The sequence below is a fragment of the Yinghuangia seranimata genome, from assembly GCF_029953285.1.
Lineage (GTDB): Bacteria > Actinomycetota > Actinomycetes > Streptomycetales > Streptomycetaceae > Yinghuangia > Yinghuangia seranimata.
The window spans coordinates 20,204-45,083 of the sequence record NZ_JASAOI010000042.1; the positions used below are offsets into that span (position 1 = coordinate 20,204).

A 24,880-nucleotide genomic window follows, 5' to 3' on the forward strand; every position below is an offset into this window, starting at 1 on the left:
TCAGGGACTCTGAGGCACCCCGCCCGCCGGCGCCGCCCCCGGCCGACCGGTGGCGCACCGCACCGGGGTTACCAGCGCATGTCGACCTCTTCCGCCCAGCCCAGCAGCCCGTCGACCTCGACGGTCTCGCCGTCGTCGGTGCGGATGCGGCCGGTGTAGCGGCCGAAGCACTGGTCGGCGCGGTTCGCGATGAGCTTGGCGTCGGTGTGCGCGTGGCGGTTGTGGAACGGCGTGAACGTCACGTCGACCTGGTCGCTGTCGGTGGTCCGCACCGTCCACGGTTTGAGGAAGTCCGTGCTGTCGTAGGTCCATTCGAGCTCGCCGCCGAGCTTGCTCAGCCGACCGTCGACGCACAGCGCGTTCTCCGTCGAGCCCGTGCCGGCCGTCCACTTGCCGCCGAACTGCAGGCCCACCTCATGGTCACCGCACATGCCGGAGGCCGCGCCCCAGTTCCACGTGATCCGGCGCGGCCAGCGGCCCCGGCCGTGGTCGAGGGTCGCCCACGTGTCGGTGCCGAACGCGTACACCTCGTCGCCCACCCGCACGGTGCCGGACGCGGGCAGCGCGGTCTGCTTCGAGGTGAACTGGAACCGCCGGTCGTCCCACGGCACCACCACGTTCATGGTCTCGTGCCCGGTCGGCGCGGCCACCACGAGGTCGGCCTCCAGCGGGCGCCGGTCGGGGGTGAGGCAGCGGGCGCGCAGGCGGGTCGCCCCACCCGGTTCGGCGTGGATCTCGACGCGGACCTTGCCGCGTGTGGGACGCTCCGGGCCGACGGCCAAGCTGCGGCCGGGCGTACCGTCCGGGCCGGCGACACCGGTGATGCTGTCCGGGAGCCGAACCCCGCGCGGCGGCAGGATCGAGGTGCGCTCGACCTCGTAGGTGACCGCGTCGTCGTCGAAGGCGAGGAAGTAGACAGCGTCCAGCGAGAACAGGTCCAGGTCGCTCACCGTGAGCGCGATCAGGTGCGTCGGCGTGGTCACGCACCAGTACTCCCAGCGCTTGGTGCGGCCCCAGCCGCGCAGGTTCGTGCGCTGCCACGGCCGCCGCGACCAGCCGACCGCGTCCGGGTTGAGCCGGCCGTCCGGAAGGCACAGGTCGACCGGACCGGTGATCTCGTGCTCCGCTGTCGTCATCGCCCCAGGTTAGGCGCGCCGGTCCGGCGTCGCGCGCGCGGGCCGCGTCGACATCCGGCAAGGCCCGTGCCACGGTGGGACGATGACACCGCCTCAGGTCCGTCGGCCGACCGACGCCGAACTGCGCAAGGTCATCGAACCGCTGGCCCTCCTCGACCGGCTCCCGACGTCGCCGGGCGAGCACGAGGCCGCTGAGCGCATCGCGGAACGCCTGGCCGAGGCGGGTGCGCGGGCCGTCGTCGAACGCGAGCCCGCCTACCCGTCGTACGCCCGCCCGATCGGCGCCCTCACCGCCGCCGCCACCGCCGCGGGGCTGCTGACCGCCAGGCGCGGGCGCAGCCTCCTGGGCGCGGCGGTCGGCGCACTGGCCGTGGCGGGCATCGCCGACGACATCTCGTACCGCCGCCAGTACGCCCGCCGGCTGCTGAGCGGGCACCGGCGGACCGCCGCCAACGTCGTGGCCACGGTCGGCGACGACGACGCGCCGCGCACGCTCGTCGTGATGGCGCACCACGACGCGGCCCCCACCGGCGCGGTGTTCGACCAGCGTCTGGCCCGGCACCTCGCCCGGCGCTACCCGGCGATGGTCGACCGCGCGACGGAGAACCCGCCGATGTGGTGGCCGGTCCTCGCCGGCCCCGCCCTGGTCGCGGCCGGCTGCGCGGCGGGCAGCCGGGGGCTGCGCCGCGCGGGCACGGTCCTGAGCGCCGTGACCACGGCGGCACTGACCCAGATCGGCCGCAGCACGGCCGTCCCGGGCGCCAACGACAACCTGACGGCGGTGGCCGTGCTCGTGGCCCTCGCCGACACCTTCCGCGAACGCCCCGTCCCGGGCCTGCGCGTGATCCTGTTCTCGGCGGGCGCCGAGGAGGCCCTCCAGGAGGGTGTACGCGGCTTCGCGCACCGCCACTTCCCCGAACTCCCCCTCGACACCACGTGGTTCCTCAACCTCGACACGCTCGGCTCGGGCAACCTGGTCCTCCTCGACGCCGAAGGTCCCGTCACCATGGAGGACTACGACGCGGCCTTCGGCGACCAGATCACCGCCCTCGCCGCCGACCACGGCGTCCGCCTCCTCCGAGGCCTCCGCTCGCGCAGCTCCACCGACGGCGTCGTCCCGATGCGCCACGGCTACCGCACGGCGACCATCGTCTCCATCGACGACGACAAGCTGATCCCGCACTACCACCTGCACACGGACCTCCCCGAACACGTCGACTTCACCTCCGTCGCCGACGCCGCCGTCGTCGCCGAGGCCGTGGCCCGCGACCTGGCCGCCACCTGACCGATCGACAGCGACGGGGCCACCTCGACGAACGGCCAGGCAGGCTGAGGGTCTTCCATCGACCGCCGTTCAACTCGGCGTGTTAGGAAGGTGCCGGCAGACGTTCGATCTTGGAGGCCTTCATGTCCCTCAAGGACGCAATCGTTCATCGGATCACCCGGCGGGGGCGGCGGCAGGTGGCCGCTGAGCCCGTGCACAACGACATGCTGCGGGCCGGTGACAGCGGCGCCCCCGGATCGCTCGCCGCCACGCGGCGCGCGGAAGGCCGGACGGCCTGGATGCGTACCCCCGCCGGTGGCGGCCTCTGACCCACCGTCACCTGGAACGGGCGGTGGGCTGACGGCCGCCGCCCCTCCTCGTGGTGGAATACCGCCTCGTTCGGGCACGTCGGAAATCTCTCGCGGTCAGCGGGCAACGCTCCGGTTCCCGGAGGCCGTCATGACCTGCGAGAGGAGGCTGCGCATTGCGATCTGACGAACGCGCGGACTTTCACGAGTTCGCCAAGGCGCGCTGGCCGCGCCTGGTCCAGACGGCGTTCCTGCTCACCGGTGACCACGGCGACGCCGAGGACCTGGTGCAGACGGCGCTCGCCAAGGCCTACGTGGCCTGGCACAAGGTGCGGGCGAGCGACAGCCCGGACGCGTACGTGCGTCGCATCCTGGCCAACTGCAACTCGGACCGGTTCCGCCGCCGACGGGTGACGCAGCTGCTCAGCGCGCTCGTCCCGGACCGGGCCGACACCGCGCCGCAGCACGGGCGGTTCGAGGAACGCGACGCGCTCCTGGCCGCGCTCGCCCGGCTGCCGATGCGCCAGCGGGCGGTGGTCGTCCTGCGGTACTGGGAGGACATGTCGCAGGAGGAGGTCGCGCAGACGCTCGGCTGCACCGTCGGCACCGTCAAGAGCCAGGCCGCGAAGGGCCTGGCGAAGCTGCGCTCCGATCCGGCGCTGGCCGGTGACGACGCGGGCGGCGGCGCGGCGCGGCGGCGCTCCGATGCCGACGACGCACCGGGGGCCGTCGCCGAACGGGCCGGCGCGCGGCGTGCCAAGGCCTCGCGTGCCGACGTACCGACTCCTCGCTCGGGCGCGGCCGCGTACGACCAGACGGTCCGCAGCGGCGGCGCGAAGCACGGCGGGGCGGGCGGCGGGCGGTCGGAGAGCCGGCAGCGCGCGTACGCGGAAGGGCTCAGCCATGGGTGCGCCTGACGACCCGACGTGGGTGCGTGAGCGGTTCGCCGCGCGCGTGAGCGAGCTTCCCGACTCGCACATCCCGTTGGCGGCGGTCGAGTGCCGGGCGCGGCGCATCCGGCGGCGACGCGCGACGGTGGCGGCGTCGGTGGCCGGTGTGGTCGCGGTGTGCGGGGCGGTGACGGCGACGATGCTGATCAACGGCGGGTCGGGCCAGACGCCTTCGGCCTCGGCGTCGCGGCCGGCCGCGCTGACCTCGCAGGCGCCGGTCGCGGTGGCGCCGACTCCATCGTCGCCGCGGCGGGCCGCGGGCGCGGCGCCCGGCGAGCTCGACCGCAAGCTGCTGTACAGCTCGGAGATCTGGCGGAGTCAGGACACCGCCGGGGAGTTCGCGCTGTCCCGGCGGATGTATTGGGTGAAGCGTGTCCGTGCCGGGTACGTCGACGACTTCCGGCGCCTGTCGACGAACGCGCCGGTGCCGACGGCGATGCAGGAGAGCGTGTACTGCGAGTCGCTCGTCATCTTCGCCCCGGGCGCCGGCAACGAGGGCGTACCGGTCGCCGAGACCTGCTCCGCCGACCAGCGCCGGGCGCTGCCGCCGGGTCAGGCCGTCGACTGGGTCAGGGGGACGGAGGTGCGCGGCGCCACGTTCGTCGTGGCCCGGGTGTCCCCCGCCGCCGCGGGCATGAGCGTCTCGCTCGGAGGGGTCACCACCGGCGAAGTCCCGCCGGTCTCCGCGCCCAACCTGCAGGAGGCGCGGTTCGTTGTGGTCGAGTTCCCGGGACCCGGCCCGGACACCGAGTTCCAGTACACCGTCCGCATGAAGGACGGCACGGGACCGGTGACAGGCACGGGCCGCTGACCCCCCGACGCCGAGACCGCGCCGGAATCACCCTCCTCGCGCGTGGCCCCCGGTGTCGTCCTCCTCGTGGAGACACGCCTCGACCGTACCCAGGCGTCGGTCGTCACCAACCACGAGACCGTCGCCGAACGCCAGCAGGCGGACCCGGCCGCCGTCGAACTCGAGGACGACACCGGAGGGGGACGCGAACCGCCCGTCGCGGTAGGTGATGCTCCGCACCGCGCGCACCGTCTCGCCGACGAACCGGGTCAGGGCGACGTCGGGTGAGTCGTCGTCGAGCGTGACGCTTCCGTACTCGTCCATCGTGTACGGCTCGTGCGGCTTCGTGAGCAGCAGCGCCAAGCCCTCCCCTGGTGTGTGCGCCTGCACCGGCCCGAGCCCGTCCATGTGCAGCCACACGTGGAGCAGTTCGGGCTCGTTGTCGCCATAGTGGTACCAGGCCGACGTGACGCGGAGCAGGCGCCTGCCGACGAGTCGGGACGGGGGCACGTGCCCGCTCACCTGTCCCCGCCCGTGCTCACCACGGCGTCGTCGGCGCCGCTCATGCCAGGGACAGGAACAGCTTCTCCAGCTCCGCCTCGCTCATCGGCGGGGCCTCGCCGTCGGCCGCGGCCATGCACTGGCGCATGCCGCTCGCGACGATCTTGAAGCCGGCCCGGTCGAGGGCTCGGGAGACGGCCGCGAGCTGGGTGACGACGTCCTTGCAGTCGCGGCCGGCCTCGATCATGGCGATGACGGCGGCCAGTTGCCCCTGGGCGCGGCGCAGCCGGTTCAGGACGACCTTGCTGGCATCCTCGTCGACGGTCATCTGGGTCCTCCTTGCGGCTCGTAATCCATGGTACCCCCAGGGGTATGTGTCGCCCGGTCCCTCACTGGTGCGAGAACCGGATGTCCGGCAGCACGCGCCGCAGCCACGCCGGGCTCCACCACGCCGCCCGCCCCGTCAGGCGCAGCAGGACGGGCAGCAGGACCAGCCGTACGAGCGCCGCGTCCAGCAGCACCGCCAGCCCCAGGACCACGCCCATCTCCTTCGGCGGCAGCGGCCCGGACAGCGCGAAGGTGAAGAACACCGCGACCATGACGGCCGCCGCCGCGAAGATGACCCGCCCCGAGTGGGCGAGCGCCCCGACGACCGCCTTGCGCGGGTCGCCCGTCGACTCGTAGTGCTCCTTCGCCGACGCCAGCAGGAACACGGTGTAGTCCATCGCGATGGCGAAGATCATCGCGAAGAAGAACACCGGCGCCCAGCCGTCGAGGAACCCCTGCGGGGTGAACCCCAGGAGCCCCGCGCCGTGCCCGTCCTGGAAGACCAGCCGAGCCGCGCCGAACGCCGCGCCGGTGGCCAGCAGGCTCGTCGCGGTGCCGAGCAGTGCCGCGAGCGGCGCCTGCAACGCGACGACCAGCAGCAGGAACCCGAGCGCCAGCACCACCCCGAGCACGAGCGGCGTCTTGGCGTCGAGGGTCTTCTGCAGGTCGAGGTTCTCGACGGCCGCGCCGCCGACCAGCGCCTGATCGGACAGGCCGGCGCGCAGGCGTTCGACGGTGTCCTTCAGCGCGGGGTCGGACGGATCCGCCTTGGGGACGGCCTGGACGAGCCGCAGCCCGGACCCGTCGGCGGCCGGCTGCGGCGGCAGGACGGCCGCGATGCCGGGGTCGGTGGCGGCGTCCGACGCGACGGTCGCGGCCTGCTCCGCCGGGGCCACGATCTGGAGCATGCCGGGCGCGCCCGGGCCGAACGCCCGCTGGACGGCGGCGTATCCGGTGCGGGCGGAGGAGTCCTCCGGGACGACGGTGATCGACGGCATCGCGGTGCGCAGCCCGACGACCGGCGCGGCCAGCGCGACCAGGACGAGCAGCGCGGGCACGCCGTACCGGAACGGGTGGCGCCACAGGCGTTCGCCCCATGCGCCGAACCGCCGTGACCCGCCCGCGTCTTCACCCTTCCGGGTCCAGGGCAGCGCGCCGGCGTTGACGCGCGCGCCGAGCTTGCCGAGGACGGCCGGCAGCAGGGTCAGGGTGGCCGCGAGGACGAACGCGACGGCCAGCATGATGCCGAGCGCCATCGACCGGAACGCAGGCGCGGGGACGAGCATGACGGCGGACAGACTGACCAGCACCGTGGCGCCGGACAGCGCGACCGCCTTGCCCGCGGTGTCCATCGTCTCCCCGACGGCCTCGCGCGCGGTCTTGCCCGCGGCGAGCGCGGCCCGGAAGCGGACGACGAGGAAGAGCGCGTAGTCGATGCCGAGCGCGAGGGCGAACATCATGGCGAAGTTCATCGCCCAGATGGACGTCGGCGTGAGGTGGTTGAGCAGCACCAACGCGCCCGCGGACGCACCGAGTCCGGCCATCGTGAGCAGCAGCGGCAGACCGGCGGCGACCAGCGACCCGAACGCAAGTACGAGGATGGCCATGGTCACCGGCCACGACAGCATCTCGGACTTCATCATCGCGTCGTGGTTCGCCTTGTTGAAGTCGCTCCACAGGACGGACGAGCCGGTCGCGGACACCTCGACGCCGTCGTGTGACAGGGCGGCGAGCGGACCCTTGAGGTCGTCGGCGGCGCGGACCATGTCGTTCTCGTCGGCGGCCGCGCCGGCCAGGATGATCGCGGTACGGCCGTCGGGGCTGACGGTGGCGCCGGGCTGCGGCGGGACGACACCGGCTATGCGGGAGTCGGCGCTCAGCAGCGCGGTGGCGCGGGTGACGACGTCCTGGACGGCCGGGTCGGTGACGGGGCGGTCCTTCGCGACGACGACCTGGAGTGCGGTCGAGGCGTTGCCGCCGAAGTGCTCCCGCGCGAGATCGCGGACCTGCACGGACTCGGAGCCGTTCGCCTGCCAGCCGGCACCGGCCAGCGCGGACGTCACCTGCGGCGCGAAGGCCCCGAGGGCGGCGACCAGCACCAGCCACAGGACGCCGACCAGGCGCAGGCGGTCGGCGGCCCACGTACCGAGTCGGCCGAGCGGGCCGAGGCGGGCGGGGCGGCCGGGCGCGTCGGCGATCTCGGCGGCGTCGGCCGCCCCTGCGGCGTCAGGCCGGTCGCCGTGGCCGACGGGGTCGGCGGGGCGGATGGTGCTCACGAGTCCTCCTGAGATACCCCCGGGGGTAATGTCACGGACAGCGTAAGCAATACCCCCGCCCGTATGTCAAAATACCCATGGGGGTATCGACGACAGCACCGCGAAAGGACCCCACCCATGCAGTACGACCTGACCGTCCGCCTCACCACGGACTTCCCCACCACCGTCGCCGCCGTCCGCGACGCCCTCGCCGCCCAGGGCTTCGGCGTCCTCACCGAGATCGACGTCACCGCCACCATGGCCGCCAAGCTCGACCACACGATGGAGGACTACGTCATCCTCGGCGCCTGCAACCCCCCGCTCGCCCGCCAGGCCCTCGACGCCGACCGCACCATCGGCCTGCTGCTCCCCTGCAACGTCGTCGTCCGCAGCGACGGCGACCACACCCTCGTCCAGGCCCTCGACCCGGACGTGATGGTCGCCTTCACCGGCCTCCCGGCCCTGGAACCGGTCGCCAAGGAAGCCGCCTCCCGCCTCCGCGCGGCCCTGGCGACCCTGACCGCCGCGTAACACCTGACCTCAGCGGCAGCCGCCCGCCCGGTGCGACGATGCCGCCGTGATCGAAGTGACAAACACGGGCGCCTTCAGCGTGAACTGCGTCGGCCTCGAACGCGCGCCCTTCCCCCTGAGCTTCAGCGCCACCCGCGACGCCGACCTCTGGACCGTCACCGCAGCCGCCGCCCAGGCCCGAGAGATAGCCGACCTCCTCCCCCGCACCGACGACCGCATGGCCGTGGTCGTGAACCTCGCCTCGAACACCTACCTGGACGAGGGCTACCAACCCTGGTCCCCGTCGCGCATCGCCCGGGACCTGGGCATCGACTGCGGCGTCCATCGCTTCAGCGGGTGGGAGGAAGGCTGCTGGGAGGTGAGCGAGGAACTCCTCGTCATGCCCTACGACCAGCTGACCGTCTTCCTCGACGGCGTAACCCCCTACGAACTGTCGATCACCGACGTCCCTCACACCATCACGCCGGAAGCCTTCGACACCCTCGCCCTCACCATCGCCACCGCAAAACCCCCCGAGCCGATCCTCCCGGCACTACTCAACTCACACGCATGGCTCTCCATGCACGACGACTGCTACACCCTCCTCGAAACCACCGACCCAACCCTCCCCCCACGCCTCCTGACCCGCCTCCTCACCCTCCTCGCCGGCCAAACCCTCACCACCACCGCCACCCCGACAACCCACCTCCCAGAACCACCCCCAGCCCTGGCCACCACCCTCCTCACCCACAACCCCCACTGGCTGGGCACCACCACCCCCGCCCCGCCAACCACGATCCGCATAGCCCTAACCGCCCTCCCCACCCCCTGGCGCCTAGGCGACACCTCCCCGACCCCCGACTGCATCGCCACCTTCGACACCACCACCAGCACCTGGCAACTGACCGACGCCTGATACCCCCGGTGACTGTCAGCGCCGTTCAACCTGGCCGGCTCGTCCAGACGCGCAATACTGGGGGCCTCGACGACAGCGGCCCCCGGGACGCATCGACCCGAAGGAGACAGCCGTGACAGCGCAGCCTGAGCACGTCCCCGCGACGATGCCTCAGCCTGAACGCACGGCCGAGGCTCTGCGCAAGGCCCTGATCGCCCTGGATCCGAGCCGGCTCACGGACTTCGACCAGTCACAGCGTGAGGCACTGGACATGGCTGTCACGACCGGCGAACTCTGGCACGTTCGCTCGTGGTTGCGGCACTGGGCGGCCATCGTGGAGATCGAGCGGCACCCGGAGACCAGCCGGGCCTACCACCAAGCCGAGCGGATCGACACGATGAGCGATGATCCGGACATCCGCCTGCGCGGAGTCCGGGTATCCGGCGACATGTACCGAGCGGCCTTCGCTACTGTCGGCGAGTGACCTGGCACTGGGAGTATCACCCCGAGGAGCTCGCCGACGGTGTATCTGAGGCGTTCCTCGTCCAGGTGCGGGAGAGGGCCGACGAGCTGGTACGCGCGGCGTCCACGATGTACGGAGACGGCGCCTTGTACGAGGGCTCCTCGCCGAAAGGGCAGGTCGCCCGCGTGCCAATGGGCATGTTCGCGCACCTGATCGTCGTACGGTCTGAGTGCGTGTACGTACGCCAGTTGACGATGAATCCCTTCTTCGAGAGCTGACTACGCGCCAACCGATGCCCGCAACTTCCCTGGCCGACGGTCGAGCCGGTGGACGGCGTCACAACGGGCACTGCCCACAGTCGACGCACGCTGGCCACTCGTGCGGCGACGAGTGCGATGGCACTCCGACGCCGGACACCTCGAACCGCACCATCGCGCGCCCCTGTCTCCCGACTACCGGCAGCGCACCGGCGCCACCGGCTCCGACGTCGCGCTGTACGCCGACTCTGCCGCCGCCTCGCTCCTGATCGTGTACTTCACCGCCGTAGGCAGCTATCGGGGACCTCCCCGGCGCCGGTCTGGGCTCTAGGCGTACGCGTTCGCCCTCACGGCACACAGACGGCTGTCCGGCCACTCGCGGAGCGCGTCCTCAAGGTCGGCCCGCGCTTGGTGCGTCGCCCGGGGCAGGGAGCCGTGGTCCTCGTCGGAGCCCATTCCTTGCGAAGGACGCTTCGGCGGCGATCCTGCGATCGCGTTGGCGGCGGCATCGCGGGCGAACGCATACACCTCGCCTCAGGTGTCGGCCTGGGACAGGAGGCGCCGGAGCCAGGTCAGGCGGGCCTCGCGGGCGGCTTCGGTGAGGGCGGCTTTGGGGGCCAGGCTGTCGAAGCCGTGGAACGCGCCGGGCCACACGTGCAGTTCGGCCTGGCCGCCGGACTGCCAGATCGCGTTCGCGTACGCGACGCCCTCGTCGCGGAACATCTCGGCCGAGCCGACCTCGACGTAGGCGGCCGGGAGTTCGGTGAGGTCGGTCGCACGGGCGGGGGCGGCGTACGGAGGCACGTCCGCGGTGCCGTAAAGGTCACCGAGCAACGCCTGCCACGCGGTCGCGTTGGACGTGAGGTCCCACACGTCGACGCCCGTCATCTGACCGCTGGAGAACGAGCTGTTCCGGTCGTCGAGCATCGGGGACAGCAGCAGTTGCCCCAACGGCACCGGACCGCCGCGGTCCCGGGTGAGCAGCGCCAGGGCCGCGGTCAGACCGCCGCCGGCGCTCTTGCCGCCGAAGACGATGCGGTTCGGATCGACGTCCAGGTCCGCCGCGTGCTCGGCCGCCCAGAGCAGGCCGGCGTAGCAGTCCTCAAGCGGGCCCGGGTAGGGCGTCGCCGGGGCGAGCCGGTACTCGACCGAGATGACGGCAAGTCCCAGGGGCAGCGCCCAATCCCGGAGGACGCGCGGCAGCACGGACCACGCGTTCCCCATGATCATCGCGCCGCCGTGCATGTAGTAGAGCAGCGGGAGCGGGCCGACGAGGCCGGAAGGTCGCGCGCTCACCAGAGTGACGTCCGGTCCCCCGGGCGGCCCGGGAACGCGCAGCTCCGCCACCTCGAACCGCCCGCCGTCGCTGAGCTCCGCGACGGTGGGCCGGGGCCGCGACGCCGCGTCCCGTTCCCGCACGGCCCGCAGGTTCTCCGGCGTGATCGGCTCCCGACGCACCCGCCCCATCGCCGCCAGCACGGCGCCCAGTTCGGGATCGAACGGCGGGGTCGCCTGCGCGATCTCAGTGCCCCTCAGTCACGTTGAACGCGCCCGTCCGCCACGAGATCGTCTTGACGCCCCCCGTAGGCCAGCCCGACGACAACCGCCGACGCCCGGCCCCGAGCGCACCCAGCGCCGCCAGATCAGCCCCGTTGCCCGCGACCACCGCCGCGGCCTCGTCCTCCGTCACCGGGACGATGTCGAAGTACTGCGCATCGTCGCCACCGGACCAGTCGACGAACTCGGTGAAGATCACGACGAACCGCTGCCCACAGCTCGGGCAGACACGCACACTCACCCCGAAATGCGAGTCCTCGACGACCCGATGCTCGGACGTGAGCCGGCTGAAGCAGTACTCAAGAGCAGCCTCAGCATCCTCGCCACCACAACACTCCACGCGCCCGAACTCGATCATGTTGGCACCCTATCGACTGCACTCACGCGCCGCTTCGCAGCCCACCGCCCCGCCCGCAGGACGGTCGGAGCGCGACGTCATGATGTGCGGACGCATTCCGATGAAACCGGCCGGGTCGGGGAGGCAGTCGACGTGACGATGGTGGAGGTCTTCCGACTGGACGACGGAAGCCAAAGCGTGGTGTTGAAGGTTGCCATCGAGCCGAGCTTCCGAAGCGGCGACCACCGCTACCACAACGCCGAGTTGATAGTGCAGAGCGACTGGATCAACACCCGGACCGATCTGGACGTCAGAATCGGCGGCGCCGACGACGAGCTGACCGAATGGGCTGAGCTGCTTCAACGTCTCGGCGACTGGGAAATCAACGGCGAGCCCAACACCACAGTGGAATGGCCGAGTTCCGGCGAAGGAGGCTACGTGAGAATCGCCGCGGACGACCCGTATCAGGTCAGCGTCACCGACGGACCTCGCACGGGCATCACCATCCAGATCCCGTTGGACCTACCCGCAGAGTGGTTGGACGTGAACACAGCGATGCTCGACCAGGCCCGGCTGCGACTCACCCCGTGAGCCCGCTCGAAACATAGGCGAACACCCCGTCACGAAGACCGCAGAACCCGCACGTTCGCGCACGATCCGCAGGATCGATCTCCAAGGAGCCCTATGGCAAAAACCCAACCGGCGCGCGTACGTCTCGGCGGCAACGAGGCGTGGTTGGAATTGTCGCGGACCGACGGGAACGTGTGGAGGATCTCGGCGGACTGGTGCTCGTGGTTGACCGCTGAGTTCACCACTCACTTGACCACCGCAGAAGCCCTCGACTTCGCCGACCGGGTACTCGCCCACCTCGCTGCCGCGTCGCGTGCGCCGTTCACCGCAGCGGTGACTCCCTCCAGGAACAATCCGATCACACTGACTGGCGTCCCCGTCGGCGACGGCTTCGCCGTCCTCGCAATGCTCACACCTAACGGCGACGACAACGTCTGCCGTCTCCAAATGGAGATCGATCCGATCTCCTCCAGCGAACTACACCATCTCTTCAGCGCGTTCCGCAGCTCACTCAACTGACGCCCGAGCGCGCGGCCGCGCGCGGCGATGACGGGCGGCTGCCCAACCTGGGGGTGGGGTTGGTCGTTTTAGTAGGTGGTGGGGGTTCGTTCGGGCTTGGGGGTGGGGTGGGTGTCCCCCGGGTGGGGGATCTGGATCGTCTTGGCGCGGGAGGTGGTGGGGGTGGGGCTGTCGTCAGGGTTGGGGCATGGAGATCATGCGCGCCGAGGCTGCTACCGGATCTGTTGAGACCGTTGTCGATGGCGGGCAGCGGGAGCGGTTGCGGCGCAGGCTCGGGGTTGCTGCCGTTGTCGCCTGCCTGCCCTATCTCGGGCTGAAGTTCCTGTGGGTGTGTCGTGTCGATGTCGGGGTCATCGATCACGACCGGGTCAGCGGCGCGGCGTGGGCGGCGGCCAATGGGGCGACGTTTGTCATGGACGCGGTCGCGGCGCTGATCGCGTTCGCGTTGTCGCGGCCGGGCGGGCCGCGGGTGCGGCCGTGGCTGATCGTCGTGCCGATGTGGATCGCGTCGGGGCTGCTGGGCGTCATCATGCTCGCCGTGCCGGTGAGCCTGGCGGCGCTGCCGTTCGGTGCGCCGAATCCGTTCTCAGGTGACGGGTTCCTCGAACCGTGGGTGTACGCGTTGGTCTACGGCGGCTTCATCGTCGAAGGTGCGGTGTTGTTGGGCGCGTTCGCGCTGTACGCGGACGAGCGTTGGGGGGTGTGGCTGCGTTCGCCCGTGCGCGGCACGCGGTTCACGCCGGGGTGGCGTACGGCGGGGTTCGTCGCGGCGGGGCTGCTGGCCGTCGCCGCCGCGGTGCGGATCGGGTGGGCGTGCGGCGTCGAGGCGGGGCTGACCGCGCAGCGGATCGAGGATCTCGACGGTGTGGCGCGCACGGTCGAGGCGGTGCAGGGGCTGTTCGCGTTGGCGGGCGCTGTGGGGGTGTTCGCGCTGGTGGGGCCGTCGGCGGGGCGGGTGTCGGTGCGCGTGCCGGTGGTGCTCGCGTGGGTGGGCACCGCTGTGGCGTTCGGCTGGGGTGGCTTCATCGGGCTGACCGGTGCGCTGGTCGGCAGCGACCACGCGCCGTCGGCTGGGATGACGGCGGTGTACAGCGCGGAGCTGGTCGCTGCGCTGGTGGCGTTCGCGGGTGGGGCGCGGGTTGGTGTGGGGCGGTACGGGCGGATGTGAGGCGCCGTTCGCGGCGGAGTCGAACGTCAGAGCGAAGTGCTTGTATGGAGGTCAGACCGGAGACCACCGTCCACCACGAGAGCCACTCGGGGGGTGACCGCCGTGACCGCTTTTCCGCCGAACGAAGACCCTCGATCCGACGCCGCTGCGGGCGATCGGCCGACATCCGACGCCGTGCCGCAAACGGACGTTTCCAGCAACGAGACCCTGGACCCCACCCACTCCGACGCACCGCCCTCGACCTGCGTGTGCCCGGTTCCCTGGGCCCGGCTCGTCGCGCACGTCGAGGACGAGGTCCTGCCCGCGCGCCCGGCCGCTACGCCCGGTCCGGCGGCGGCGCTGTACTACGCGCAGTGCGCCACGTGCGGGGCGCGCTACCCCGGCGCGTGGCGGGTCGACCACGCGACGCGGCGGGCCTCGTAACCGGGGCGGGCCGCAGCGGGTGGCGATGGCGGGTGACAGGTGGCCGATGGGGGCGGTACGAACAGCCAGAACAGCCGACGCAGGCCCCCGCGCCTCCCCCGGCGCCCGGCCGAACGGCCCCGTTATGCTTCCGTGATGACGATCTTGAACGCACACGCCGACGACGCGCGCCTCGCCATCGCGGCCGCCGAGGCCGGGGCAGACGTCGTCCGGGCCATGTACGGCGGCCCGCTCGCCCGGTTCGAGAAGGACGCAGGCGACTTCGCGACCGCGGCCGATGTCGACGCGGAAAAAGCGATCATCGACGTCCTGCGCACCGCGCGGCCCGACGACGCGGTCACGGGCGAGGAGAGCGGCCGGACCGGTGCGGACGACGCGCGCCGCCGGTGGCTCGTCGACCCGCTGTGCGGCACGCTCAACTACGCGGTGCGGAACATGCTCGTCGCCGTCAACGTCGCGCTGCGCTCCGGGCGGGACACCCTCGCGGCGGCGTCCGCGGACCCCTTCAACGGCGAGGTGTTCTGGACGGACGGCGAGCGCGCGTACGTCCGGGCCGAGGGCGAGGACCGCGTCCTCGAGCCCTCCGCCGCGTCGAACCTCGTCGACGTCAACCTCGACCCGCCGTTCCCGAACGCCCCGCGGTTCCAGCCCGCGAGGCTCCTGGCCGACCCGGGCTTCATCGGCCGGTTCCGCCCGCGCGTCGTGTCGACCACGCTCGCGGTGGCGTGGGTCGCGGCGGGGCGGCGGGCGGCGTACGTCACCGACGGACACCTCGACGACAGCGTGCACTTCACCGCAGGCATCGCCCTGTGCGAGGCGGCCGGCTGCGTCGTCACCGACCTCGACGGCAAGCCGGTGCACAGCGGCACGGGCGGCCTCCTCGTCGCCGCCGACGACGCCACGCACGGCGCACTGCTGGAGTTGATCCGGCACCAGGCCTGAGACCGACGGAACGACGGGCTACGGCCGAACGGACCCGCCCGGCCGACTCGACGAGCCTGGCGTACCCGACGTGCCCGACCTCCACGTTCGTGGTCGTGAGCCGACGACCGCCCGCGGAACGCCGTGCCCCAACGCCCTCAGACCGACCCGGCACCAGGTCTCAGCCCGAAACAAAGGCTGCCGCAAAACCGACCAGCCCAAGTTCCAGATTTCGGTCCGCAAGCGGACTGGAGCCTGCGGCAACCACTGGCAACCACCGGGTTCCGAAGGGCACTCCAGCCGCGCGACGCCCGCGGCCAGGCAGCCGGCGGATCTGCGCCCTGCAGCAAGCGCTTAGGGCGCGCTTGGTGGAAGGCTCGTGGCCCGCGCCGCGTGGCCCGCACACTCGCGGCGTCGCCGCCACCCGGCGAGCTGAGCGGGGCGGGCCGAACACCGCCGGGACCGGTCGTCTGCAGGTGCGGGCCTGAGACGCACCCGCCGCCGAGCGGGTGTGTCGTTCTTCGGTCACGGCGCGCCTGTCTTCCGTGGCTCGTTCGGACCCGGGACGGTGGGCGGATGAGTGATGAGGCGGCCGCCCCGGAGGAGCAGCGGGCCGGGTGGTTCGAGCTGTTCTTCGACCTGGTGTTCGTGGTCACGGTGTCGGTGCTGGCGCACGGGCTGCACGGGGACCCGTCCGCCGAGGACTTCGGGACGTTCCTCGTCCTGTTCTTCCCGGCGTGGTGGGCCTGGGTGAACCTCATGGTCACCGTCAATGTGTTCGGTTCCGCGTCACGGCTCGGCCAGGCGGTGCTGCTCGGCGCGATGCCGGGCCTCGGGCTCATGGCGGCCGCGGTACCGGAGGGATTGGGCGACCGGGCATGGGCGTACGCACTGGGCGCCGCCTGGACACGCCTCATGCTGTTCATCCCGTGGTACTGGTACGCCCGCGAGGACCCCGCCATCCCGCTGTGGCGCCCGTTCTCGTACGGTCTGGCCACCGCCGGCGTGTGGGCGGTGTCGGCGGCGGTGCCCTCACCCGGCCGGTTCGTGCTGTGGGGTGTCGCGATCGCCGCCGAGGTGGTGATCCTGGCGATCCGCACCGACATGCAGGTGGCGTTCTACGATCGGCTGCACTTGGAGCATCTGGTCGAGCGGATCGGCCTGTTCGTGGTCATCGTGCTCGGCGAGAGCGTGTTCACGCTGGTCGTGGCGCTTGAGGAGCACTTCACCGCCGCGTCGGGCACGGCCGCGCTGCTCGGGTTCGTCGTGGTGGTCGAGCTCGCGATGATCTTCTTCCTGTGGGGCACGCGCAATGCCGAGCACGGCCTCGACCGGGCCCGCGCCCGCGGTGCCACGCAGGCCGTCCGCGACACCGTCATGTACCTGCCGTACGTGCTGATCTCCGGCGTGACGGCGATGGCCGCCGCGCTCGGCACAGCAGTCGAGGAGCCGCACCACGACCTGCCGACGGGCGCGCGCTGGGCGTTGTGCGGCGGCATCCTCGCGTTCTACACCGCGAACGCGACCATCTCGCTGCGCTTCGGCGACGGCCTGCGCAACGTGCTGCGCTGGTACGTCCCGTGCCTGGTCCTCACGCTCGGCCTCCTCGTGCCGTTGAGCGGTGTGCTGCCGGCGTGGGCGGCGGTGGGCTGTGCGGCGGCCATCGTCTTCGCGCTCGCGAAACTGGCGCGGCTGACCCGCACGCGTTTCCGGTTCCGGACGCCTTGAGCCCCGCCACGCGTCCCGCCTCGCAGGCCGGACGCGCGGCGGACGCCCGCCGTCAGAACCGCGGCATCGTCATGAACTCGGGCGAAATCGGCTTCGCCCCATAGCTGTCCGCCGTCCGCTTCGCGAACCGCCAGCCCGCCCGGGTCTTGACGATGTCGTCCTCGTAGACGCCGTACCCGTTGAACGTGGCGCCCTGGAGCTGGTCGTTGCGGACCTCGCCGACGGCGACCGGCGTGCGGGCCTTGATGTGCCCGGGCCCGGCCATGACGAGGACCGAAGGACCGGGGAAGTGGATGCCGGTCACGTTCGGCGTGGCAGGACGGGACGCGAACGCCAGCAACGCGTCACGGCCCTTGACGGTGTAGCGGGGCGCGCCCGGCGTGGCCGCGGTCGGGAAGCTCAGCTCGCCGTCGGGGGTGAACAGCCCGGCCCAGGCCTGGGCTTCGTGCTGGTCGAAGTACTGGCCGTAGCGCGCGAGCAGGTCGAGCACCTCGGCGCGGTCGGACAGGCTCGGCGCGCGGTCCGCGAACGGTTCGCCCGCCTCGCTGGACGGGGTGGCCAGCAGCCACGCGACCAGCGCGGTGGCGACCACGGCGAGGAACACGCCTGCGGGACGGGTGCGGACGCGGGCGAAGGTCATGGCTGCCTCCCGGGCGGCATCGATTAATGGCCACAATTAATGGAGGTCATGAATACCGCCATGCGCGCGCACCTTCAAGAGCGAAAGCGGCGGGAGGGCCCAACGCCCCGGGCGGCGAACGGCCGTGGCGGCGCAGGGCCGCGGCGGTCTAGAGCTGCGCCGACGTACGACTACAGCAACCGCCCGATCCACGCCGCACCCGCGCCGGACCCAAGCCGGACCCGAGCCCCAGCACGGTCCGGCCCGGCACGGTGCGGCGGAGCCAGTACGGAGCCCGGAGCAAGCCGGTCCTGCCCACCCGCCGTGCGACGACGGGAGTTCCCTCCCCCGCGCTCCGGCAGGGCCAGGCGAAGTCGATGCCGCTCCCGGCGCACCCCGCCCCCACCCGCTCCGCGAAGAGGGGAGTTTTCTCCCCCGCGCTCCGCCCCCGCCCGCCGACAGAATGATCGCGCGGCCGAGACCACCGGCCGACCACCGCGAAGTGCCGCCACCGCCGGCACCAGCAACGGCGCCACCGAGGAGCGAACGTATGGACCGCGCGACCGAGCGCGAGCAGGCCCGTGGGGCCGACCGGACCCCGCCCGCCCGCGGCAACGACAACCGCCACGGCCACGACTCCGGCCAGGGTTCCGGCTCAGGTTCCGGCTCGGGCTCGGGCTCGCGTCCAGGTTCGGGCTCCGGTTCCGACTCAAGTTCGGGCTCGCGTCCTGGGCCGGGCCCGGGCCCGGGTTCTGGCCCGGGTTCTGGCTCGGGCTCAGGTTCGGGTTCGGGTTCGGGTTCGGGTTTGGGCTCGGGCTCAGGTTCGCGTTCCGGCTCGGGCTCAGGTTCCGGCTCGGGCTCAGATTCCGGTTCGAGCTCGGCTCCCGACCCCGGCTCCGGCTCCACCCCCACGTCCGCTCCCACCCCCATATCCACCTTCTCCCCCCGCGCCGGATTCCTCGGCCTGCGTCGCGCCCTGACCCTGTGTCGGCTGGCCGCCTCGGCGCTCGTGCGGTCGTTCGCCATCACGTCCGCGATCACCCTCGTCGGCCCCGGCCTCGGCCTGGCCCCGCGGGCCATGGGCGGCGTGCGTGGCCTCTGCGACCGGCAGCGCGCGCTGGCACATGACTGGTCTGGCGTCGACGTTCCCGGCCCCGTCGGCCCGCTACCCCCCGCGCCCCAGGGGGCGTCCGGGGTCCTGGCCCGCTACCGCTGGGTCATGGGAAACCCGCAGAACCGCCGCGAGTTCGTGTGGGTGCTGGTCGATCCGATCGTCGGCGCGTTCCTCGCCTTCCTGCCGATCGCGTTCGTCCTCAGCGGTCTGTGGGGCGTGTTCCTGGCCTTCTTCGGCGTCCAGCTGTCCCACGAGTGGGGAGACGGCCTCTGGTACGAGTTCATCCCGATCCAGGGCCCGACGACCGCAGCGCTCGCGGGCGTACTCGGCGCGCTGCAACTGCCGTTGGCGCTCTGGGTCGCCCCATGGGCGGTCCGCCGCCACGCGTTGTACGTCCGCGCGATGCTCGCCCCGAGCGAGAGCGAAATGCTCGCGAGCCGCGTCGAGCACCTCGCCGCGACCCGCTCGGACGCCGTGGACACGCAAGCCGCCGAGCTGCGCCGCATCGAGCGCGACCTGCACGACGGCGCCCAGGCCCGGTTGGTGGCGATGGGCATGACCCTGAACGCCGCCGAGTACCTCCTGGACAGCAACCCCGAGGCGGTGCGCGCCCTGCTCGTCGAGGCCCGCGAGTCGTCGTCGAAGGCGCTCGTGGAGCTGCGCGACCTGGTCCGCGGCATCCATCCTCCCGTCCTCGCCGACCGCGGACTCGCCGACGCCGTACGGTCGTTGGCGCTGGTCTGCCCGGTCCCGACCGAGGTGGCGGTCGACCTGCCCGGGCGGCCCGACATGCCGGTCGAGTCCGCGGCCTACTTCGCGGTCTCGGAGGTGCTCGCGAACGTCGCCAAGCACTCGGGCGCGGAGCGGGCCGCGATCGACCTCCGTTACGATCACGGGGTCCTGCGTATCGCCGTCACGGACTGGGGACACGGCGGCGCGGACGTCGCCTGCGGCACCGGCCTGCGCGGGATCCAGCGGCGGCTCGCGACCTTCGACGGTGTGCTGGCCGTGCACAGCCCCGCCGGCGGCCCGACCACTGTGACGATGGAGCTCCCGTGCGCGTTGTCCTCGCCGAAGACCACTTCCTTCTGAGGGACGGCCTGGTCCGGCTGCTGACCGCGTTCGGCCACGAGATCGCCGCCGCGGTGGACAACGGCCCGGATCTGCTCGCGGCGCTGTTGGAGGAGCGTCCGGACGTCGCGGTCGTCGACGTCCGGCTCGCCCCCGACTTCACCGATGAGGGCCTGCGCGCCGCCCTGGCCGCCCGCCGCGAGCTGCCCGGACTGCCGGTGCTGCTGCTGTCGCAGTACGTCGAACCGCTCTACGCCCACGAGCTGCTGGCAAGCGGCGGCGAAGGCGTCGGCTACCTCCTGAAGGACCGCGTGACCGACGGGCCGCGGTTCCTCGACGCGATCCGCACGGTGGCGGAGGGCGGCACCGCGCTCGACCCGGAGGTCGTCGGACAGCTGGTGGCGGCGCGGGAACGGGACGCCGGCCTGGGCAGCCTGTCGCCGCGCGAGCGCGAGGTCCTCGAGGCGCTGGCGCAGGGGCGTTCCAACGCGGGCATCGCGCAGGCGCTGTTCATCACGGAGAAGGCCGTCGCGAAGCACATCGGGAGCATCTTCACGAAGCTCGGCCTGCACCAGGACGACGGCGACAACCGGCGCGTCCTCGCGGTTCTGGCGTACCTCGACCGCTGATCCCGCCGGTCATCTCGCAGGCCACAGGGGTCGGCGCCCGACCGGCCCGCGGTGGCCACCGAGCGCCACCACCGGTTGGTCCGATCACGCGGGTCGTTCTCCGCGTCCGCGTGATCAGATAATCTACAGCCTTGTAGTTGCTCGGCAGTAGGCCGGCGGCCGTACCGGCGCGCCTGCCCGAAGGGGTGACCCATGACCCAGGACGACCTCACCGTGTGGGAAGCCGCGGTCCTCGACGGCGGGCCCGCGCACGGGCTGCGCGTACGGGTGCCGGGGCGGCCCCTGGTGCTGCAGGTCACCCGGCCGTGCGTGATCGAGGGCGACGCCGACGAGCTCGTCCACGCGCTGCACCTGTACCGGCGGGACGTCGTCTCGATGGACGACACGGCCGCACCGGTCCGGTACCGCTTCGACGCCGCAAGCCCCTGACGGAGGCCCGCCGGGATCGTCCGGCCGTTCCCGGTTCAGCCGCTTTGCGCGACCCCACCCGGCCCCGGTAACGCCATCCGGCGCCCATACGTCTAGTACGTGTAGCCCGACGTACGGAGACGCCTATGGCACCGAAACCGAGCAAGGACCAGCCGAGCTCACCCCCTTCGCCCGCGCCGCCGCGGCCCGGCCCGTCGAGGACGTGCTTCCCGATGCGCTAGCGCCGTCCCGCCGCAGCGCGCACCCGCCGTGTCCGCGCCTCTTCACGCCGCGCGCACTAGTGCACGCATGCACCCGATCACACATGCACCCGATCACCCGTGCAGCCGTGCATCCATGCAGCCGTGCACCCGAACCCGCGTACCGGCGCGCCCGCGCGCCCGCGCTGACTCCCCACAAGCCTGACGCCGCTGACCCCGCGGTCCGTCACGCCCTGCCCTCGCCACCCACTCCCGCTCGCTGAACATCGAGCGCGGCAAACGGCGTTCACTCCCCTAATCCCATCTCGCGCGCCCTGCCGCGCCCCGCCGCCTGCGGTCGTTTTCGCGCGCCGTCAGGCGATTTCGGCCTGCCCGGAATCTCGCGCCCACCGAAAGGAACAGCGCTGGTGTCCGCTGTCTTCACCCCGTCCCTCGTCGAACCGAAGGACGGGGCCGCCGCCCTGACGCGCCGTCGGCCGCTGTCGCGCCGGTGGAACGCCGCCATGGTCGTCGTCCCCACCCTGGCGATCGCCGTCCTGGGCTGGCGGCACCGTGCGCTGACCGACGACGGGACGATCTTCCTGCGCACCGTGCGCGAGATCCTGGCGGGCAACGGCCCCAACGTGAACGCGGGCGAGCGCGTGGAGGCCAACACCAGCACGCTGTGGCAGTGGCTGCTCGTGCTGCTCGCCTGGCTGACGCCCGGCGACCTCGGCTTCACGGCCGTCGTCGCGGGCCTCGTCCTCACCACGGCCGGGGTGGCGGTCGCCCTCGACGCCACGCGCAGGCTGCACACGGCGGCCGGGCCGCGGCCGCTGGTGCCCGCCGGGGTGCTGGTCCCGCTCGCGGTCCCGGTGTTCTGGGACTTCGCCACAGCCGGGCTGGACACCGGGCTCGGCACGTTCTGGCTGGCCGGGTGCTGGTGGCTGCTGGTCCGCACATACGCCCGCCCGCGGGCGCGCGGCCAGGCCTGGCACGCGGTGTGGATAGGTGCCGGCGTGCTGGTCCGACCGGACTTCGCGCTCGTGACAGCGGTGTTCCTGGCCGGCATGTGGGTGCTGCTGCGGCCGACCTGGCGCCGGGCGCTGGGGTACGCGGCCGCGGGCGCCGCGGCGCCGATCGCGTACGAGGTCTTCCGCGCGGGCTACTACGGCCTGCTCGTGCCGATGCCCGCGCTGACCAAGGAGGCGGGCGACAGCGACCCGCGGCGCGGATTCCGGTACACGTGGGACTTCGCCGAGCCGGTGACGCTATACGTGCCGGCCGTGCTGTTCGGCGTCGTGCTGGCCGCCTGGGTTTTCGCCTCCCGCCGCGACCGGCGCCGACTCGCGGTCGCCGCAACGCCGTTCGTCGCCGCCGTGGTCCTCGGCGCATACGTGGTGCGGCTCGGCGGCGACTACATGCACGGGCGGATGCTGCTGCCGGTCCTGTTCCTCGCCGTGCTGCCCGCGTTCCTGCTGCCGATGACCCTGCCGTACGCGGCACTCGCCGCCTCGACGGCGGTGTGGGCGGTGGCGGTGCTCGGGCCGTGGAACCAGGCGGCGTACCACGGCAAGGGCGACGACCGGACGATCTCGATGCGTGTGCGCGACAACGACATCCGCCTCACCGGCAGCGGCAACCCCGACCACACCTCCGCATGGCGCATCGCCTTCCCGCAGTTGCAGGCCGCGATCGACGCAGGACTGGCCGCCGGGCGCCCCGTCCTGATCCGCGAATCGCCGGACGGCACACCGCCGTTGCTTCTGCCGCTGCGCCCCGGCCACGGCTCGGCGACGATCGCCATGCCGGGCGGATATCTCGGCGTCGTCGGCGAGATGATGCCGGTCGACGAATACATCATGGAGTACTGGGGGTTGGCGAACACCGTCGCCGCGCACCTGGAGTACGCCCCCAAGGCCGCGAAGAACTGGCCGGGGCACCGCAAGCCGATCGACGACGTCTGGATCCTGGCAACCGAGCTCGACCCGGCCGTGACGCACGTGCCGGACGGGATCCCGGACGTGACCGACCAGGGCCTCGCGGCCGCCCGGCACGCGCTGAGCTGCGGCGACCTGAAGGAACTCCTCGACTCGACGCGCGCGCCGCTCACCCCGTCGCGATTCCTGCGGAACCTGATCGGCTCGTACGACCGCACGAAGCTCCGGATCCCCCGCGACCCGTTCGCGGCGGAGCGCCGGTTCTGCGGGTAGGCCGCGCCGGAAGGCCTACGCTGGCGACCATGACCGAGCATGCCGCCGAGGTTCGTCTGCTGCGGGCCCGCGCCCAGGCCGTCGCCGGGCACGTGCGCGAGGGCACGGCGGCCGGCGTCGTCCGCCGCGTCTTCGCGGTGCAGGCGCAGGACGCGCAGGCCGCGGCGCTCGGGATCCGGGCGCGCGGTCGCGATCTGACGGCCGAGCAGGTGCGGGCGGCGTACGAGGACGACCGTTCGGTGGTCACGGCCTGGTTCATGCGCGGAACGCTGCACACCGTTCCGGCCGAGGACGCGCGGTGGCTGATCGCCCTGCTCGGGCCGCGCCTGGTCGCCGGCGCCGCCCGGCGGCAACGCGAACTCGGCCTGACCGCGGACCTGTTGGAGCGAGCCACCGCCACCGTGGTCGACGCCCTCACCGCCGAAGGCCCGCTGGGCCGCGCCGATCTGACGGAACGGCTCGCGCGCGTGGGCGTCGACCCGGAAGGACAGGCCGCGTTCCACGTGATCCGGCACGCGGCGGTGCAGGGGCTGGTCTGCGCGGGGCCTCGGCGGGACGGTGCCGGAACGTACGTACTCACCGCCGACTGGCTGCCGCCCGACGAGGGCCCGCGGGGTGACGCCGCGGCGGCCGAACTCGCCGTCCGCTACGCCCGCGCCCACGGCCCGGCGGAGGCCGAGGACTTCGCGCACTGGTCGGGCCTCCCGGCCGGCACAGCCCGGAAGGCGTGGGCGGCGGCAGGGTCCTCGGCGGCCGCGCCCCACAAACGCGTCTCCGACACCGCCACCGGCACCGGCAGGACGCCGGACGTCCGCCTGCTCCCGGCGTACGACGGCTACTTCCTCGCCTACCGGTCCCGCGAGTTCGCCGTGCCACAGGAGTTCGAACGCCGGGTGTGGCCCGGCGGCGGGGTGCTGCGCGCCGCCGTCGTGGCCGACGGCCGTGCGATCGGCACGTGGACGCGCGCCAAGGGCGTCGAGTTCACGCCGTTCGGCCCGCCGTGGCCGGACGCGGTCGGCGCGGCGGCCGACGCGGAGTCGGCCGCCGTGGCCCGGTTCCTCGGGTCCTGATCCGCAGGGGCGCCCGCGTCACCCGCCGAGATCCCACTCCGACATCAGACCCCGGCACATCACACCCCGACATCACACCCCGACATCACACCCCGACATCACACCCCGACGGCGCCGTCGATCCGCTCGCGCAGCAGGTCGGCGTGCCCGTTGTGCCGCGCGTACTCCTCGATCATGTGGACGAGCACCCAGCGCAGCGACACCATGCCGCGCCAGCCGTCCTCGCCCTCCACGTCGAGGCTGGGCGCCTCGGCCGCGAAGCGGTCGGCGAACGCGACCTCTTCACGCCAGGCCGCCCACGCCGCCGCGACGACGTCGGCGTCGGGCGTCGCGCCGTCGAAGTCGCCGTCCGGGTCGTCCGGCGAGACGAACAGCGGCGGGACGTCCTGGTTCGCCAACACCATGCGGTACCAACGGCGTTCCACGTCGGCGAGGTGCCGGACGAGGCCGAGCAGCGACAGCGTGGACGGCTCCACCGACCGGTTCGCCAGCTCGGTCTCCAGCCCGGCGCACTTGAGCTCGAGCGTCCTGCGCTGTGCGGCCAGCATGTCGACGAGCATCGCGCGTTCGTCACCGGTCGTGGGACCGCTGAACCGGCTCTCGTCGCCGCCGTACAGTTCGGCTTTCCTGCTGCGAATGATCATGCCGCCATGATTCCGGCCCGCCCGATGCTCGGG

At 72.5% G+C, this 24,880-nt stretch carries 27 protein-coding genes; 19 read left to right on the top strand and 8 right to left on the bottom strand.

What is annotated here, in order from left to right:
- Positions 1–68 precede the first annotated feature (68 nt).
- Positions 69–1,136, bottom strand: coding sequence for a DUF2804 domain-containing protein (locus QI554_RS25805; RefSeq protein WP_281472797.1), 1,068 nt, complete (start codon positions 1,134–1,136; stop codon positions 69–71).
- Between the two features lie 82 nt (positions 1,137–1,218).
- Between QI554_RS25805 and QI554_RS25810 the strand changes: the two genes are divergently transcribed.
- The 4 genes from QI554_RS25810 (at position 1,219) to QI554_RS25825 (ending at position 4,469) form a co-directional block, all read left to right on the top strand.
- A complete protein-coding gene (locus QI554_RS25810) occupies positions 1,219–2,421 on the top strand; it encodes a M28 family peptidase (RefSeq protein WP_281472799.1) in 1,203 nt (400 codons plus the stop codon).
- Positions 2,422–2,543: 122 nt separating this feature from the next.
- Complete coding sequence (locus tag QI554_RS25815) at positions 2,544–2,729, top strand: hypothetical protein (RefSeq protein ID WP_281472800.1); 186 nt, start codon at positions 2,544–2,546, stop codon at positions 2,727–2,729.
- A 155-nt stretch (positions 2,730–2,884) separates the two neighbouring features.
- Complete coding sequence (locus QI554_RS25820; protein ID WP_343230818.1) at positions 2,885–3,625, top strand: SigE family RNA polymerase sigma factor; 741 nt, start codon at positions 2,885–2,887, stop codon at positions 3,623–3,625.
- Positions 3,612–4,469 (top strand): hypothetical protein, encoded by an 858-nt coding sequence (locus QI554_RS25825; RefSeq protein WP_281472801.1) that lies wholly within the window; start codon positions 3,612–3,614, stop codon positions 4,467–4,469. The genes QI554_RS25820 and QI554_RS25825 overlap by 14 nt, the downstream gene beginning before the upstream one ends.
- Before the next feature lie 27 nt (positions 4,470–4,496).
- Here QI554_RS25825 and QI554_RS25830 read toward each other — a convergent pair whose 3' ends face one another.
- From QI554_RS25830 to QI554_RS25840, 3 genes are all read right to left on the bottom strand, one after another.
- Positions 4,497–4,958 carry a hypothetical protein gene (locus tag QI554_RS25830; protein ID WP_281472803.1) on the bottom strand — a complete coding sequence of 154 codons (462 nt, stop codon included), beginning with the start codon at positions 4,956–4,958 and terminating at the stop codon, positions 4,497–4,499.
- Between the two features lie 52 nt (positions 4,959–5,010).
- Positions 5,011–5,277 (bottom strand): metal-sensitive transcriptional regulator, encoded by a 267-nt coding sequence (locus QI554_RS25835; protein WP_281472804.1) that lies wholly within the window; start codon positions 5,275–5,277, stop codon positions 5,011–5,013.
- Positions 5,278–5,338: 61 nt separating this feature from the next.
- Positions 5,339–7,552 carry an MMPL family transporter gene (locus QI554_RS25840; protein ID WP_281472806.1) on the bottom strand — a complete coding sequence of 738 codons (2,214 nt, stop codon included), beginning with the start codon at positions 7,550–7,552 and terminating at the stop codon, positions 5,339–5,341.
- 117 nt (positions 7,553–7,669) lie between these two features.
- On the opposite strand from QI554_RS25840, the gene QI554_RS25845 reads away from it, so the two are divergent.
- From QI554_RS25845 to QI554_RS25860, 4 genes are all read left to right on the top strand, one after another.
- Positions 7,670–8,062: a DUF302 domain-containing protein gene (locus QI554_RS25845; protein ID WP_281472807.1), complete on the top strand. Its 393-nt coding sequence runs from the start codon at positions 7,670–7,672 to the stop codon at positions 8,060–8,062.
- Positions 8,063–8,108: 46 nt separating this feature from the next.
- Complete coding sequence (locus tag QI554_RS25850) at positions 8,109–8,957, top strand: hypothetical protein (RefSeq protein WP_281472809.1); 849 nt, start codon at positions 8,109–8,111, stop codon at positions 8,955–8,957.
- 112 nt (positions 8,958–9,069) lie between these two features.
- On the top strand, positions 9,070–9,420 hold the full coding sequence (locus QI554_RS25855; protein ID WP_281472811.1) for a DUF6247 family protein: 351 nt from the start codon (positions 9,070–9,072) through the stop codon (positions 9,418–9,420).
- On the top strand, positions 9,417–9,677 hold the full coding sequence (locus QI554_RS25860; protein WP_281472813.1) for a hypothetical protein: 261 nt from the start codon (positions 9,417–9,419) through the stop codon (positions 9,675–9,677). The genes QI554_RS25855 and QI554_RS25860 overlap by 4 nt, the downstream gene beginning before the upstream one ends.
- A gap of 513 nt (positions 9,678–10,190) precedes the next feature.
- Here the strand turns inward: QI554_RS25860 and QI554_RS25865 are convergent.
- Both QI554_RS25865 and QI554_RS25870 read right to left on the bottom strand, forming a co-directional pair.
- Positions 10,191–11,123, bottom strand: coding sequence for an alpha/beta hydrolase (locus QI554_RS25865; protein ID WP_281472815.1), 933 nt, complete (start codon positions 11,121–11,123; stop codon positions 10,191–10,193).
- Positions 11,124–11,178: 55 nt separating this feature from the next.
- Complete coding sequence (locus QI554_RS25870; RefSeq protein WP_281472817.1) at positions 11,179–11,571, bottom strand: hypothetical protein; 393 nt, start codon at positions 11,569–11,571, stop codon at positions 11,179–11,181.
- Between the two features lie 138 nt (positions 11,572–11,709).
- Here QI554_RS25870 and QI554_RS25875 point away from each other — a divergent pair, with 138 nt between their 5' ends.
- From QI554_RS25875 to QI554_RS25900, 6 genes are all read left to right on the top strand, one after another.
- Entirely contained in the window at positions 11,710–12,141 is a 432-nt protein-coding gene (locus QI554_RS25875) for a DUF5959 family protein (protein WP_281472995.1), read from the top strand.
- Between the two features lie 93 nt (positions 12,142–12,234).
- On the top strand, positions 12,235–12,639 hold the full coding sequence (locus QI554_RS25880; RefSeq protein ID WP_281472819.1) for a hypothetical protein: 405 nt from the start codon (positions 12,235–12,237) through the stop codon (positions 12,637–12,639).
- A gap of 187 nt (positions 12,640–12,826) precedes the next feature.
- Positions 12,827–13,807 (top strand): hypothetical protein, encoded by a 981-nt coding sequence (locus tag QI554_RS25885; RefSeq protein ID WP_281472821.1) that lies wholly within the window; start codon positions 12,827–12,829, stop codon positions 13,805–13,807.
- Positions 13,808–13,981: 174 nt separating this feature from the next.
- Positions 13,982–14,230, top strand: coding sequence for a hypothetical protein (locus tag QI554_RS25890; protein WP_281472823.1), 249 nt, complete (start codon positions 13,982–13,984; stop codon positions 14,228–14,230).
- Between the two features lie 135 nt (positions 14,231–14,365).
- Positions 14,366–15,172: an inositol monophosphatase family protein gene (locus QI554_RS25895; RefSeq protein ID WP_281472825.1), complete on the top strand. Its 807-nt coding sequence runs from the start codon at positions 14,366–14,368 to the stop codon at positions 15,170–15,172.
- A 555-nt stretch (positions 15,173–15,727) separates the two neighbouring features.
- Entirely contained in the window at positions 15,728–16,879 is a 1,152-nt protein-coding gene (locus QI554_RS25900) for a low temperature requirement protein A (RefSeq protein WP_281472827.1), read from the top strand.
- A 52-nt stretch (positions 16,880–16,931) separates the two neighbouring features.
- On the opposite strand, the gene QI554_RS25905 is transcribed toward QI554_RS25900, so the two are convergent.
- Positions 16,932–17,519 (bottom strand): nuclear transport factor 2 family protein, encoded by a 588-nt coding sequence (locus QI554_RS25905; RefSeq protein ID WP_281472828.1) that lies wholly within the window; start codon positions 17,517–17,519, stop codon positions 16,932–16,934.
- 955 nt (positions 17,520–18,474) lie between these two features.
- On the opposite strand from QI554_RS25905, the gene QI554_RS25910 reads away from it, so the two are divergent.
- From QI554_RS25910 to QI554_RS25930, 5 genes are all read left to right on the top strand, one after another.
- Positions 18,475–19,704 (top strand): sensor histidine kinase, encoded by a 1,230-nt coding sequence (locus QI554_RS25910; RefSeq protein ID WP_425528054.1) that lies wholly within the window; start codon positions 18,475–18,477, stop codon positions 19,702–19,704.
- Positions 19,668–20,312 (top strand): LuxR C-terminal-related transcriptional regulator, encoded by a 645-nt coding sequence (locus QI554_RS25915; RefSeq protein ID WP_281472832.1) that lies wholly within the window; start codon positions 19,668–19,670, stop codon positions 20,310–20,312. Before QI554_RS25910 ends, QI554_RS25915 begins: the two co-directional genes overlap by 37 nt.
- A gap of 192 nt (positions 20,313–20,504) precedes the next feature.
- Positions 20,505–20,741: a hypothetical protein gene (locus QI554_RS25920; protein ID WP_281472834.1), complete on the top strand. Its 237-nt coding sequence runs from the start codon at positions 20,505–20,507 to the stop codon at positions 20,739–20,741.
- A gap of 607 nt (positions 20,742–21,348) precedes the next feature.
- Complete coding sequence (locus QI554_RS25925) at positions 21,349–23,133, top strand: arabinofuranosyltransferase AftB family protein (RefSeq protein WP_281472836.1); 1,785 nt, start codon at positions 21,349–21,351, stop codon at positions 23,131–23,133.
- Between the two features lie 29 nt (positions 23,134–23,162).
- Entirely contained in the window at positions 23,163–24,203 is a 1,041-nt protein-coding gene (locus QI554_RS25930) for a winged helix DNA-binding domain-containing protein (protein WP_281472838.1), read from the top strand.
- A gap of 98 nt (positions 24,204–24,301) precedes the next feature.
- Here the strand turns inward: QI554_RS25930 and QI554_RS25935 are convergent, their stop codons facing one another.
- Positions 24,302–24,847, bottom strand: coding sequence for a DinB family protein (locus tag QI554_RS25935; protein ID WP_281472840.1), 546 nt, complete (start codon positions 24,845–24,847; stop codon positions 24,302–24,304).
- Positions 24,848–24,880 lie beyond the last annotated feature (33 nt).

What these genes read in the sequence shown, in the direction of transcription:
- QI554_RS25880 (WP_281472819.1), top strand. Translation starts at nt 12,235, where the DNA reads ATGGCAAAAACCCAACCGGCGCGCGTACGTCTCGGCGGCAACGAGGCG.
- QI554_RS25870 (WP_281472817.1), bottom strand. Translation starts at nt 11,571, where the DNA reads ATGATCGAGTTCGGGCGCGTGGAGTGTTGTGGTGGCGAGGATGCTGAG.
- QI554_RS25900 (WP_281472827.1), top strand. Translation starts at nt 15,728, where the DNA reads ATGAGTGATGAGGCGGCCGCCCCGGAGGAGCAGCGGGCCGGGTGGTTC.
- QI554_RS25895 (WP_281472825.1), top strand. Translation starts at nt 14,366, where the DNA reads ATGACGATCTTGAACGCACACGCCGACGACGCGCGCCTCGCCATCGCG.
- QI554_RS25905 (WP_281472828.1), bottom strand. Translation starts at nt 17,519, where the DNA reads ATGACCTTCGCCCGCGTCCGCACCCGTCCCGCAGGCGTGTTCCTCGCC.
- QI554_RS25885 (WP_281472821.1), top strand. Translation starts at nt 12,827, where the DNA reads ATGGAGATCATGCGCGCCGAGGCTGCTACCGGATCTGTTGAGACCGTT.
- QI554_RS25805 (WP_281472797.1), bottom strand. Translation starts at nt 1,136, where the DNA reads ATGACGACAGCGGAGCACGAGATCACCGGTCCGGTCGACCTGTGCCTT.
- QI554_RS25920 (WP_281472834.1), top strand. Translation starts at nt 20,505, where the DNA reads ATGACCCAGGACGACCTCACCGTGTGGGAAGCCGCGGTCCTCGACGGC.
- QI554_RS25875 (WP_281472995.1), top strand. Translation starts at nt 11,710, where the DNA reads ATGGTGGAGGTCTTCCGACTGGACGACGGAAGCCAAAGCGTGGTGTTG.
- QI554_RS25835 (WP_281472804.1), bottom strand. Translation starts at nt 5,277, where the DNA reads ATGACCGTCGACGAGGATGCCAGCAAGGTCGTCCTGAACCGGCTGCGC.
- QI554_RS25845 (WP_281472807.1), top strand. Translation starts at nt 7,670, where the DNA reads ATGCAGTACGACCTGACCGTCCGCCTCACCACGGACTTCCCCACCACC.
- QI554_RS25810 (WP_281472799.1), top strand. Translation starts at nt 1,219, where the DNA reads ATGACACCGCCTCAGGTCCGTCGGCCGACCGACGCCGAACTGCGCAAG.
- QI554_RS25825 (WP_281472801.1), top strand. Translation starts at nt 3,612, where the DNA reads ATGGGTGCGCCTGACGACCCGACGTGGGTGCGTGAGCGGTTCGCCGCG.
- QI554_RS25865 (WP_281472815.1), bottom strand. Translation starts at nt 11,123, where the DNA reads ATGGGGCGGGTGCGTCGGGAGCCGATCACGCCGGAGAACCTGCGGGCC.
- QI554_RS25930 (WP_281472838.1), top strand. Translation starts at nt 23,163, where the DNA reads ATGACCGAGCATGCCGCCGAGGTTCGTCTGCTGCGGGCCCGCGCCCAG.
- QI554_RS25815 (WP_281472800.1), top strand. Translation starts at nt 2,544, where the DNA reads ATGTCCCTCAAGGACGCAATCGTTCATCGGATCACCCGGCGGGGGCGG.
- QI554_RS25935 (WP_281472840.1), bottom strand. Translation starts at nt 24,847, where the DNA reads ATGATCATTCGCAGCAGGAAAGCCGAACTGTACGGCGGCGACGAGAGC.